This window comes from Phenylobacterium sp. (assembly GCF_041916435.1).
Classification (GTDB): Bacteria; Pseudomonadota; Alphaproteobacteria; order Caulobacterales; family Caulobacteraceae; genus Phenylobacterium.
In genome coordinates this window covers 66,781-78,774 of sequence record NZ_JAYRZM010000001.1, presented here as the reverse complement: position 1 = coordinate 78,774, position 11,994 = coordinate 66,781, and the positions used below count along the sequence as shown (strand labels likewise).

General features: G+C 70.8%; 11 protein-coding genes. 6 read left to right on the top strand and 5 right to left on the bottom strand.

Features of this window, described 5'->3' with window-relative positions; translation table 11 throughout:
- Nucleotides 1–14 precede the first annotated feature (14 nt).
- The gene (locus ACE3TA_RS00455) at nucleotides 15–791 is read left to right on the top strand and encodes a pseudouridine synthase (protein WP_374569714.1); all 777 of its coding nucleotides are present in this window, start codon (nucleotides 15–17) and stop codon (nucleotides 789–791) included.
- Between the two features lie 341 nt (nucleotides 792–1,132).
- Complete coding sequence (locus ACE3TA_RS00450) at nucleotides 1,133–2,305, top strand: glycosyltransferase (protein WP_374569713.1); 1,173 nt, start codon at nucleotides 1,133–1,135, stop codon at nucleotides 2,303–2,305.
- Here ACE3TA_RS00450 and ACE3TA_RS00445 read toward each other — a convergent pair.
- From ACE3TA_RS00445 to ACE3TA_RS00430, 4 genes are all read right to left on the bottom strand, one after another.
- Nucleotides 2,289–3,008, bottom strand: a complete 720-nt coding sequence (locus ACE3TA_RS00445; protein ID WP_374569712.1) for a capsular biosynthesis protein — start codon at nucleotides 3,006–3,008, stop codon at nucleotides 2,289–2,291. The genes ACE3TA_RS00450 and ACE3TA_RS00445 overlap by 17 nt on opposite strands.
- Complete coding sequence (locus ACE3TA_RS00440) at nucleotides 3,005–4,600, bottom strand: hypothetical protein (protein ID WP_374569711.1); 1,596 nt, start codon at nucleotides 4,598–4,600, stop codon at nucleotides 3,005–3,007. The genes ACE3TA_RS00445 and ACE3TA_RS00440 overlap by 4 nt, the downstream gene beginning before the upstream one ends.
- Before the next feature lie 4 nt (nucleotides 4,601–4,604).
- Complete coding sequence (locus ACE3TA_RS00435; protein ID WP_374569710.1) at nucleotides 4,605–4,994, bottom strand: capsular biosynthesis protein; 390 nt, start codon at nucleotides 4,992–4,994, stop codon at nucleotides 4,605–4,607.
- Nucleotides 4,995–5,078: 84 nt separating this feature from the next.
- Nucleotides 5,079–7,046 (bottom strand): TonB-dependent receptor, encoded by a 1,968-nt coding sequence (locus ACE3TA_RS00430; protein WP_374569709.1) that lies wholly within the window; start codon nucleotides 7,044–7,046, stop codon nucleotides 5,079–5,081.
- A gap of 121 nt (nucleotides 7,047–7,167) precedes the next feature.
- Here ACE3TA_RS00430 and ACE3TA_RS00425 point away from each other — a divergent pair, with 121 nt between their 5' ends.
- From ACE3TA_RS00425 to ACE3TA_RS00415, 3 genes are all read left to right on the top strand, one after another.
- Nucleotides 7,168–7,470 carry a helix-turn-helix domain-containing protein gene (locus ACE3TA_RS00425; protein ID WP_374569708.1) on the top strand — a complete coding sequence of 101 codons (303 nt, stop codon included), beginning with the start codon at nucleotides 7,168–7,170 and terminating at the stop codon, nucleotides 7,468–7,470.
- A gap of 70 nt (nucleotides 7,471–7,540) precedes the next feature.
- Nucleotides 7,541–8,095, top strand: a complete 555-nt coding sequence (locus tag ACE3TA_RS00420; protein ID WP_374569707.1) for an NADPH-dependent FMN reductase — start codon at nucleotides 7,541–7,543, stop codon at nucleotides 8,093–8,095.
- Between the two features lie 578 nt (nucleotides 8,096–8,673).
- The gene (locus tag ACE3TA_RS00415; RefSeq protein WP_374569706.1) at nucleotides 8,674–9,171 is read left to right on the top strand and encodes an HtaA domain-containing protein; all 498 of its coding nucleotides are present in this window, start codon (nucleotides 8,674–8,676) and stop codon (nucleotides 9,169–9,171) included.
- Here ACE3TA_RS00415 and ACE3TA_RS00410 read toward each other — a convergent pair.
- Complete coding sequence (locus ACE3TA_RS00410; protein ID WP_374569705.1) at nucleotides 9,168–9,950, bottom strand: class I SAM-dependent methyltransferase; 783 nt, start codon at nucleotides 9,948–9,950, stop codon at nucleotides 9,168–9,170. The genes ACE3TA_RS00415 and ACE3TA_RS00410 overlap by 4 nt on opposite strands.
- Before the next feature lie 333 nt (nucleotides 9,951–10,283).
- Here ACE3TA_RS00410 and ACE3TA_RS00405 point away from each other — a divergent pair, with 333 nt between their 5' ends.
- Nucleotides 10,284–11,303, top strand: coding sequence for a DUF2804 domain-containing protein (locus tag ACE3TA_RS00405; RefSeq protein ID WP_374569704.1), 1,020 nt, complete (start codon nucleotides 10,284–10,286; stop codon nucleotides 11,301–11,303).
- Nucleotides 11,304–11,994 lie beyond the last annotated feature (691 nt).

Here is an 11,994-nt window from a genome sequence, read left to right as displayed (position 1 = left end):
GCTAAACCCGGCCCATGGCCTGGACCCGCCGCTACGACGAGCCCGAACCCCAGCGCGTCAACAAGTGGCTGGCGCAGTCCGGCGTCTGTTCGCGCCGCGAGGCCGAGGCCCTGATCGCCGAGGGCCTCGTCTCTATCGACGGCGAGACCGTCTCCGATCCGGGCCGCAAGATCGAACGGGGCCAGACGCTCACCCTCGAGGGCCGCGCCGAGGACAAGGTCGCCGGCGGCTTCACCGTCATGCTGCACAAGCCGGTCAGCATCGTCTCGGGCCAGCCCGAGCCCGGCCAGACGCCCGCCGTGCGCCTGCTCACCCGCTCCGCCCTCGTCGGCGAAAGCCCGGTGATCCCGGACGCCTCCACGCGCCTGGCCCCCGTCGGCCGGCTCGACATGGACAGCCGGGGCCTGCTGCTGCTCTCCGACTACGGCGTCGTCGCCAAGGCCGTGATCGGCCCGCAGTCGGACCTGGAGAAGGAATACCTCGTGCGCGTCGCCGGCGAGGTCGACGAAGGCCGGCTTTCGCGCCTGCGCCACGGCCTCAGCCTGGACGGGCGCCGCCTGAAGCCCGCCAAGGTCACGCGCACCGGCGACGGGCGGCTGCGCTTCGTCTTGAAGGAGGGCCGCAACCGCCAGATCCGTCGCATGTGCGATCTCGTCGGCCTGAAGGTGGTCGACCTGCTGCGCATCCGCGTCGGCCCCCTCAAGCTCGGCGACCTGCCCCAAGGCAAGTGGCGCGCCCTCACCCCCGCCGAACGCGACGCCCTGATCCGCCCGCCCCCGCCGCGCCCCTGAAGGCGCTCGCCGCCCGAGCCCCAAGAAGATGCTCCCCCTCTGGGGGAGCTTTCGGCGTAGCCGACTGAGGGGGACCTACGACTCCACGCCCCCCGCGGCCGCCAATGCCGGAACCTTCAAAGTCCCCCTCCGTCTCGGCGCTCACGCGCCGATCCACCTCCCCCAAGAGGGGAGGATCTTCTCCCCGCTCGCCGCCCGAGCCTCAAAGATGCTCCCCCTCTGGGGGAGCTGTCCCAAAGGGACTGAGGGGGACTTTGACTCAACACCCCTCTTCAGCCCCGCCGCGCCGGCTGGCGGGACGAATCGGCCCACCCTTCCGGCCTCGTTCCAGGAGGCCGCCGGTGCGCATCATTCTGTTCAAGGGCCAGTCGCAATACGGCTCGCTTCGCCTGCACGCCGACCAGCTCGCCGCCGCCCTGACCGAGCTCGGCCACGACGCGGTGATCGTCGACCTCACCGCGCCTGACGCCGACGCCGCCCTGAAGGCCAGCTTCAATCCCCGCCCGGACGCCTTTTTCGCTTTCGGCGGCGTCGGCGCGGAGATCAAGGCCAACGGCGCCTCGCTCTACGACGTCCTCGGCTGCGTCTACGCCACCATGCACGTGGACAATCCCGTCCATCACATCGGCCGGCTCGCCACGCCGATCGGCAAGCACGTCGCCTTCTTCCTCGACCGCAGTCATGTCGAGTTCGTGCGCGCCTGGCCGGGCGGGGCCGGCCTGGCCGCCGCCGTCCACCTGCCCCCCGGCGCCAACGAACTGCCGGAGCCGGCCGACACCACCGACGCCGCCTTCGCCGGCCGCGACATCGGCCTGCTCTTCACCGGCACCTATCGCGGCGCGCCGGCGACGCCCTGGCGCGGCCAGCCGGACGGCCCGGTCAAGTCGATCATGGAGGAGACCGCCCGGCGCATGGCCGCCGATGCGCGCCTGCCGATCCTGAAGGCCCTGCGCGCGGCCCTCAAGAGCGTGCTGAAGGCCGAGCTGACGCCCGATCTCCTCGGCAAGTTCGCCCCGGTCCTGCACCAGCCGCAGCTCTACGCCGAGGCCTTCCACAGGAACGCCGTCATCGAGACCCTGGGCGCCGGCGCCGTTCCCCTGAGCGTCTACGGAATCGGCTGGGCCCCGCTCGTCGAGCGCTTCCCGAGCTTCACCTGGGGCGGCGAAGGCAGCTTCGAGCAGACGCTGGGCCTGCTGCGCCGCGCCCGCCTGGTGCTCAACATCAACAACGGCTTCGTCGACGGCGGCCACGAGCGGGTGCTCACCGCCATGTGCGGCGGCGCGGCGGTGATCAGCGACGCCAACCCCTGGTACGCCGAGGCCTTCACCCCCGAAGAGCTCGCCACCTATTCCTGGACCGACCTTTCCGCCCTGCCCGGCCGGATCGAGGCCCTCCTGGCCGACGAGGCGGCCCTCGCCGACCGGGCCCGCGCCGGGGCGGCCAAGGCGCTTTCCGAGCACACCTGGCGCGCCCGCGCCGCGACCATCGTCGAGACCATCAGGTCCGTCCAATAAGCCCTTCGTATTCGGCCGGCGTGCCGCAGAAGATCACCTCCTCGCGGCCGATCAGGCTGTAGCCGATCCGCGCGCCCCGGCCGATCAGGTGGTTGTAGATCGGCGCCACATAGAGCTCCTTCGCCTGCGGCGCGGCCCGTTCCCGCTCCAGCGCCCAGGCGAAGTCCGAGGCGCGGGCGAAGTGGTAGAGGCCGGTGCAGCACAGGTCCGAGATCGGCTTCTTCTCCGCCGTCTCCAGCGCCAGGGGCGCCTCGCCGGGCGCCGGGCGCACATAGCTCCAGTTCGCCCCCGCGCCGCGGAACACCTCCAGCCAGCCGTCCAGGCCGTCGAACCAGGCGCCGGGGAATTCAAAGCCCGGCCTGAAGGTGTCGATGTTGAAGATGGTCAGCGCCGGATCGCCGCAAACGCCCGCCGCCTTCAGCCCGGCCTCCACCGTCTCGGCCTGCCCCGCGGTCGGCGCGGCCAGCCGCACCACCTCGAAATCGCCCACGCCCATCCGCGCGCACTCGGCCCGCACGAACGCCTCGGCCGACGCGTCGTTGGCGGTGATGAACAGGAACGGATGGGTCGAGAACTGCGCCGCGAAGCCGCCCACAGCGTGGGCGAACACGCTCTCGCCGTCCAGTTCCAGCATGAACTTGGCCCGATCGTAGCCGGCGTCGAAGAAGCGCTGCGAGCGCCCGGCCATCGGGATGACGATCATTGACGTTCCATCTGAAGAAACAACTTCAAGGCGTTCGCGACGAACGCTTTTTGCCGCTCGGGCTTGTCCGCGTGCAGCGGGATCATGGAGAGGAAAAGGCTCACCGTCACCGCCCGCACGGCCGGCGACAGCCCGCCGACGCCGCGCACCGACAGGTCCCCCAGCGCCGCCTCCAGCCACGGCTGGCAGGCGATCGGCTCGAAGGCCAGCGAGAAGTCCTCGCCATGCCGCTCGGCCCGGCAGCGTCCGGCGATGATCTGGTCGTAGCGGCCGACGACGGAGTGGGCGAGCTTGGCCAGGTCGTAGCGCAGGTCGCCGTAGATGGTCGGCCGCTCGCCCACCAGCCCGCGCGGATCGATGGCTTTGATCCGCCGCACGCGGCTGTCGTAGAGGATGTTGGAAAAGCAGAGGTCGCCGTGGAACACGCTCTCCGGCGCCCCGCTCTGGAGGTCGTAGGCGGCGACCAGCCGCTCGGCGATCGAGACCAGCGAGGGGCAGGCCCGGCCCTCGAAGCTCAAGGGCGCGTCGATGGGAAAGCCGGTCTCCCGGGCGAACCGCTCCAGCCGCGCCAGGGTCTTGTCCGCCGCCAGGGCCTTCAGCGCCGCATCGCCCGAGCCGCTTCCGGTGATCCCCGCGCAGGTTCTGAGGAAGTCTTCGCAGCTCGCCAGGATGCGCAGCCACGGCTGGCGGCCGAGCGCGCCGTAGACGAACAGCTCGGACAGCACCGGCAGGTACTCGTATTCGGTCTCGTAGAAGCTCTTGCCGTCCTCCGCGCCGAAGCCCAGCAGCCGGCCGCAATAGACCTGCACGGCCGGCGGCGCCTCCTGCAGCCAGTGCGCCTCGGCCCAGATCTTGGCCTCGTCCTGGCTCGACTTGCGCGCCGTCAGCCCGTCGATCCGCACGGTGTTGAAGGCCCTGGCGGTGGTCACCGCCAACCGCGACTGGAAGAAGGTCTGCAGGTGGCCGAAGTCCAGCCAGCGCCCGCCGCGGGCCAGCTTCACCGAATGGCCGGCCAGGTAGTGGTTCACCCCGGCCACGAAGTCGCCGCGCATCCGCGTCATCGACCGCAACAGGTCCACCGCCGAGCCGAACGCGAAATAGCCCGCCGCCACCGGCTGGTGCTCCCGCCCCTCCTCGCCTGCGCGCGTGTCCACCAGGGCGGTGATGCGCCCCTCGCCGTCGGTGTCGATCTCGGCCCAGGCGTATTCGTTGGAGCGCCGCCCGCCGACGATCACGTCGGCCTCGGAAAGCGGCGGCTCGGCGATCAGGGTGTCCCCGTGCAGGATGTGCACGGGCGTATCCCCCGCGCCGATCGAGTTCAGCGCATAGACCACCGCCTCGCCCAGCCGCAGGCCCTCCGGGATCGGCGCGATCTCCACGTTCAGCTCGACCAGCCGCTCGCGGTCGAAGGCCGACAGCTCGAAGGTCTCCGGCAGCACCAGGTGCTGGCGCGTCCCGCCGAGGGCCGCGAGTTGCAGCTCGTAGAGCCGCTGGGTTCCCACCGGCAGCAGGGACGGCGGCAGCGGGCCGAACTCGGCCGCCAGTTCCTGGCCCACCACCGCCCCGGACATGATCAGGCGCACCGGCTCCATCGGCCTAGCGCTCCGCGTCCCGGGCCTCGGCGCCGATCAGGGCGGTGATCTCCTCGAAGCTCAGGGAGACGAACTCGCTCGGCCGCACCGCCCGGTCGTCCACGTAGAAGCCCTCGGTTCCGCACCAGGGCTTGCCGACATGGAGTTCGTCGTAGGGCACCTCGTGGCGCGCCAGCCAGTCGATGATCACCGGCAGGGTGTTGGCGTTGATCAGGCCGATTCGCCCGCCGTAGGTGCGCATGTTGCGCGCAGACGCGATGATAATTTCAAAGCCCAGGGCCTTGTATTCTCTGATCTTCTCGATCACGTCCTGATTCGGCTCGCGCTCGGGGTAGCCCCGCGCCGGGTCGTCCAGCGCGATGGTTCCGTCCAGGTCGAACACGAGCCGCTTCATCGAATCCCAGGCTCCGGCAGGCGCCAGACTTTAGGACGATTCGAGCCGTCCCCCGCCGCGGCCGCCGCGGCGGGGAGCCGCCGGTCAGAACTTGGTGGTCATCACCAGGCGGATGTCGCGGCCGGGCATCACCACGACGTCCTTGTTCAGCGCCGTGGCGTTGTGGATCGTCTCGTCGGCCAGGTTGTGGCCCACCAGCAGGAACTCCAGGGCGGGCTTTTCCTTGAACGGACGCCAACCGACCTGGGCGTCCACCGAGGTGTAGCCGTCGGTGGTCGGATCGGCGACGCCGACGTGGTCCTGCTTGGCCACCTGCAGCACCAGGAAGCTGGCGTCGACGCTGTCGTTCTCCCAGTGCAGTCCGCCGCCGAAGCGCCCCGGCTGGATGCGCGGCACGTCGCCGCCGCCGCCCGTGAACCTGGCGCGCACATAGTCGCCCAGCACCTGGGCGGCCAGCTTGCCGCCGCCCACCTGGCCGATCGGGGCGAAGCCCTTCAGCTCCACGCCCCAGAACTCGGCGTCGCGCTGGCCGTAGTTCAGCTCCTTCAGGTCCCCGTCGCCATCGACGGCGCAGACGCCGGCCTCGTCGCACATGCGGCCGGTGAGCGCGCCGTAGATGTAGTTCTGGAAGCGCGCGCCCCACAGCGAGCCCTCGAGCCGGCCCTCGCCGCCGAACAGGTAGCGCACGGTCGCCTCCAGCGAGTTCGCCCGCTCGATCTTCAGGCTGGGATCGCCGGTCTCGTAGGTCTGCGGTCCGTCGTGCGGCCCGCGGGCGAAGAGTTCGGTCTGGGCGGGGGCGCGGGCGGCCGACGAGGCCGTCAGGCCCAGCCGCACGCCGCCGGTCAGGTCGTAGGTGAAGCCGAGCGAGACGCTGACCGGCGTGAAGCTGCGCGAGGCGGCCAGGCCGGTGGCCGGCGTGCCGTCGATCCTGGTGCGCTCCACCCGCAGCCCCGCCTGGGTCTGCAGCGGGCCGACCGGCGCCTCGGCGAACACGAAGGCCGCCGCGCTCTTGGTGTGCGTCGGCAGAAGGTAGTCCGCCCCCTCGCCCAGGGCGCTGAACTTGCGGTCCTGCAGTTGCACGCCCAGCGCCGAGGCCGAGAGCGGGCCGATCGCGTCGAACAGCGCCTCGGCCCGCCCTTCCCACTCCTTGTTGTTGAAGGTCGACAGCACCGCGTTGCCTTCGGGATCGATCTCGCTGTGGGTGTAGTCGGCGTAGCTGGCGTCCACGTTCAGGGTCTTGAACGCGCCCTGGCCGATGGCGAACGAGCCGCCCAGCGCGCCCTTGTTCTGGCGCATGCGGATGAAGGTGTCGTCCGAGGGGATGCCGTACTTGGCCTCGTAGTGCGTGCCGTCCGCGCCGATCCGGCTGTCGCCGAAGAAGTAGGAGCCGCCCGCCGAATAGCCGTTCCCGCGGAAGAAGGAGTTCGGCTGCGTCCCGTCGGGGATGTCGTAGTTGCTGGCGCGGCGGGCGAAGCCGTCCAGGTGCACGGCGAACGGGCCCTGGCCGGCGTCCAGGCTGAGCGTGCCCTCGCCGGTGCTCGCGGCCGAGCTGTAGGCGGCCGTGGCCTCGCCCTCGATGCCGGTGATCTGCTTCAGGGGGATGCGGTTGTTGATCACGTTGACCACCCCGCCGATCGCCTGGCTGCCGTAGCGCAGCGTCGCCGCGCCGCGCACCACCTCGATCCGCTGGGCCGCCAGGGGATCGATCGGCACGCCGTGGTCGGGGCCGACGTCCGACACGTCCGAACTGGACAGGCCGTTCTCCGTCAGCTTCACGCGCTGGGCGTCCATCCCGCGGATCACCGGGCGGCTGGCCCCGGCGGCGAAGCCGGTGCCGGCCACGCCGGGGGCGTCGCGCAGGGCGTCGGCCAGGCTCGCCCCGCCGTTGCTCAGGACGTCGTCGCGGCTGACCTGCTCGACGATGGTCGCGAACCGGTCCGGATCGCCGCCCAGGGGCGAGGCGGTGACCACCACCTCGGACACGGCATGGCCGAGATCGGCCTGCGCCCAGGCCGACCCGGCGATGAGCGCGCTCGCGCTCGTGGCGGCCAAAAGGATCAATCCGCGTCGCATGACAACACCCCTCGAACTGTGAAGACGCGGACTCGTATGTTATATCATAACATCTCACAAGCCCTCTTCTTCGGGGCGGCCCGAACGGGGAGCCGGACGCGTGAAAGACAGGCGCGATGATGCCGAGATCGCCGTCGAACGCCTGCAGCGTCGGCTCTGGGAGGTGCTCGTGGCCCAGTTCCGCGCACGCGAGGCGCAGGGCCTGAAACAGGCGCATCTGGCCGCGCGGCTCGGCGTCTCGCGCCCGCAGGTCAACGTCTGGCTGTCGAATCCCAGGCGCCTGACCCTCCGGGCCGCCGCCCGCCTGATGTGGGCCATGGACCTGGAAATCGCCCTGGTTCCCAAGTCGCCGCCCAAGGCGTCGGCGCCCGCGCGGCGCAGGCGCGCGCAGGCGCCTGACTAGGCCGCCGCCCCCTCCCCCGCCGCGCGCGTTCGCCTATGATCCCGCCGCGCCGATCTTAAAGGAGAAGACCATGGCCGATCTGAACGTGCTCGCCTTCGCCGGAAGCCTGCGGGCCGGCTCCTACAACCGCGCCCTCGTCCGCGCCGCCCAGGCGCTCGCCCCCGCCGGCATGACGATCACGATCTTCGACCTGGCCGAGGTCCCGCTCTACAACGGCGACGTCGAGGCCGCCGGCGACCCGCCCGGCGTGGCGCGCTTCAAGGACGCCATCCGCGCCGCCGACGGCGTGCTGATCGCCACGCCCGAGTACAACCACGGCGTTCCGGGCGTCACCAAGAACGCCATCGACTGGGCCTCGCGCCCGCCGCGCCAGGCCGTGCTCGACGGCAAGCCGGTGGCGATCATGGGCGCCTCGCCCGGGATCACCGGCACGGCCCGCGGCCAGAGCCAGCTTCGCCAGGCCTTCGAGTTCACCAATTCCTACGCCATGCCCCAGCCCGAGCTCCTGGTCTTCCGCGCCCACGAGAAGTTCGACGCCGAGGGCCGCCTCACCGACGAGGCCACCGCCAAGTTCCTCACCGCTTTCCTGGAGGCCTTCGCCGTCTGGATTCCGCGCTTCCGATGAGTTCTCCAGAATTATCCTCGAAGTTCGAGCCGACGACAACTTCACGACGAGATCACACCGAAACATACCTTCGCACATATACTTGACTAAATCGCAATATTCGCTATCTTGAACTCGCCCTTGGTTAAACTGGCTTCGGACAGGGTGTTACAAAGCCGGCGATCCCGGCGCTTTTGGAGGGTCTAACGAGTACGGCTGGAGCGATCTGGCCTTTCATACCGGCGGCTATCGGAACAGTCCTCGCCTTTGCTTATTTGAACAGAAAGGGGATCCTGAAGATGATGCAGACCGTCACCAATCCATCCACCCGCACCGGGGCAATCTTGCTTGGCGTATCGTCTGGTGTCTTGGCCAACCATGCGCCGGCTCTGTAACACCCTGGATCGCTAAGGACCGATCTTCGAGCAAGAGCTCGGTGCGGGCGGATGCCGAAAGGCGCCTGGGGGCATCCGGGCGCCTTTTTTGCTGGCGGTCCGGGCGCTCGACGCCAACCGGAAACTGGCGTTCGACGCCACGCCTCCCGCCAGGCTAGAACGTCGCGGGCGACCGGCATCGACGCCGGCGCCAAGGGAGGACCGATGGCCGAGGATCAGCAGCCCGCGCGCGTGGCGGCGCTCGTCTGGGGCGTGAAGCACAGCTTCCGGAACTATGTCGAGGCCGCTGGCGGCGCGACCGAGACGGCCGCCGGCGCCGAGCGCGCCGAGGACGGAGCCTTCGTCTTCGCCGCCGCGCCCGACAGCGATCTTCACCTGGACGCGGCCGGCGCCCCGCGGGGAACCGGCCGGTTCCTCGGCGAGGTGCGCTTCCAGGCGCACGGCGGCATGCTCGCGGTCTTCCTCGCCGATCCGGTGCTGGAGATCGGCCCGTCCGGCGCGGTGCTGACCATCGCCGACACCAGCGCGCGCAACCGCCGCGTGGAGGTCGCCCGGCTCGACCTCGCCGCGGCCGCCCCGGGCGAGACCGGCGGCCTCGCCCTGCCGGCGACGATCCTGATGGACGGCATGTTCTGGCTCGGCGACCACTATCCGCCCGGCACCCCGCTCGACCCGGTGCGCCTGGCGCCAGGCCCGTCCTAGACGGCGCGCGCCACCCAGAGCTGCTCCTTGCCGTAGGCCGGCGGCGCGCCGCGGAAGTCCGAGTACTGCGCCTCCACCGCAAAGCCGCACAGCTCCAGGAGCCAGGCCATCTCCTGGCGCGTGTTCCAGCGCAGGGCCCAGGAGGTCTCCTGCGCCTCGATCACCCGTCCATCGTCGCCCAGCGCCTCCAGCCGCAGGCGCTCGCCCACCAGTTGGCGCAAGGGATCGGTCCAGCGGCCGATCGAGCGGCGGCGAAAGCGCCGGCCCGTCGCCGGGTCGGCCGCCTCGCGCGCCGGCGCCGGCGCGGGCTCGCCGACCACCGCCTCCAGCAGCGGGTCGAACAGGTCGACCGCCAGAAGGCCGCCCGGCCGCAGGCTGCGCCGCACGCGCTCCAGACAAACCCGCTGGTCCGCCGGCTCGACGAGGTGCTGGAAGGCCCGCGCCGGGATCAGCGCCAGGGCGAAGCGGCCGTCCGCCTCGAAGTCCTGCATCGGCGCCTGCACCAGTTCGGCGTCCAGCCCCTCCGCCTCCAGCCGGGCCCGCGCGATCGCCAGCATCGCCGCCGACAGGTCCACGCCCGTCATCTTCAGCCCGGCGCGGGCCAGGGCCAGGAGCACCCGCCCGCTCCCGGCGCCCAGCTCCAGCACCGGCCCGCCGGTCCGCTCGGCCAGCGACAGGTAGAACGCCACGTCGCCCTCCAGCGCGCCGCCGGCGGCGAACAGGTCGTAGGTCGCGACGCTCAGGCCGCCGTCGTAGAAGGCGTTGGGATGGTCTTGCATGGGTCCTCTCCGTCAAGCCGCCGGAGAGGCCTCCTCGCCCCGTCCGTCGCGGCGGGGCCTTTGGGGGATGCTCGAGCGCTAGACGCGCGCGCGGCGACCCCCGCCCCACGGGGCGGCGGCGGTCGAGCTCGTCATCTGGCGGCGTTCGAACATGGCCGTGCAGGTAGCCTCGCCGCCGCGTCCGGTAAAGCCCGAAACCGACGCGGCCCGCTGTCGAATCCGCTCCTCATCGCGCGTGTCGCGTCTCGCGGGCGAGCCCGCGCGTGGCGTTCAGGCTGACAAGCTCAGCCCGCGCGCGGAATCGCCGTACCAAAGCCGCCTTGGGAGGACGCTATGCAGCACCGGATGGGCGAAGGCCCCCTGCACGACGCAAAGGGCCGGCTGGCCGAGCCCGGCTGGGCGACGGCCGAGGTCAAGCGCTACAGCCGCGCCGGCGTGAAGGCGCCCAAGTGGCGGCTGAAGGAGTGGGACTACTACTGCGTCACCACCGAGGACTTCGCCCTGGCGCTGACCGTGGCCGACAACGGCTACATGGGCTTTCTCGGCACGGCCTGGATGGATTTCGCCGCGCGCACGGCCGTCAACGACGCGGCGACGACCGGCTTTCCCATGGGCCGGATGGGGCTGCCGGCCAGCGCCGACGCGGGCGACGTGAAGGCGGCCTTCGGCGGGATCGCCCTGGAGTTCCGGCACGAGGCGGGCGGGCGGCGGCTGATCGTCGACGATCCCGGGTTCGGCCGCGGCCGGGGCCTGAAGGGCGAGATCTTCCTGTCCGACGCGCCGCGCGACCGCATGGTCATCGCCACGCCGTTCCCGAACGCGCCGCGCGCCTTCTACTACAATCAGAAAATCAACTGCCTGCGGGCCGAGGGCGAGGTCGTGCTGGGCGGCGAGACGCGGCGCTTCTCGCCGGACAGCGCCTTCGCCGTGCTCGACTGGGGCCGGGGCGTGTGGACCTACGACAACACCTGGTACTGGGGCTCGGCCTCGGGCCTGCATGACGGCCGGCGGTTCGGCTTCAACATCGGCCACGGCTTCGGCGACACCTCGGCGGCGAGCGAGAACATGGTCTTCGTCGACGGGATCGCCCACAAGCTCGGCGAAGTGACCTTCCACCTGCCGCAGGGGGCGCACGACAGCGGCCCATGGCGGTTCACCAGCGATGACGGCCGCTTCGAGATGACCTTCACGCCGATCGTCGACCGCGCCTCGGCCACCGACCTTCGGATCATCCGCTCGATCCAGCACCAGGTGTTCGGCCGCTTCAGCGGCGAGGTGGTGCTCGACGACGGCCAGCGCCTCTCCATCCGCGACCTCGTGGGCTTCGCCGAGGAAGTGGAGAACCGCTGGTAGGCCGCGCGCACGGCGGAAATTCTTGACTCCAGGCTCGACCTATGTTCTCCTTTTGTTCATGGCCGACCTTGAGGAGATGCAGGACAGGCAAGGTCGTCTCCTCGGCGAGCTGGCCGAGCTTGGCATGGACTTCGCCCGCGAGCTGAAGGGCCAGGTCGGTGTAGCGCGCCACTTGGTTTCGGAGCGCGGGACACATGGTTCCGGAGCGCTTCCGAAATTCGCATCGCCTCGATAGCGCACGCCTAGCGGATTTTCCGTCACCCCCCTTCAAATTCCCCTCCGCCCCGGCGCCGCCGACGGCTGGGCGTCCAGGCGGACGGGTCGGCCGCCCGTTGCGCGAGCGGATCGGGCTGCACCCGCACGCCAGCCCCGACGTGGCCGCAGGCCGTGCAAGCGGCTTGGCGTGACAGGGCTGCGAGACTGAGCGCCCGTGGCCGGTGGACCAGATCGGGCGCTCGCCAGGCCGTCCACCGGCCGCAACCGCGGCACAGCAAGTGGACCTGTTCGAACGCGTCCAGGCAGTCGCCGATCGTGGTGGTGGAGAGATCGAGGTCGGGCATGGGCGGCTCCATCGTGAGCGCCAACCCAGGCGGACTCCTACGTGGCCCCAGGCCGGCGCGCAAGGCGGCCGTCACGCGCGCGGCAGGTGTCTCAAGATTTCGGTCAGGAAGATGATCAGGGCGATGATGAG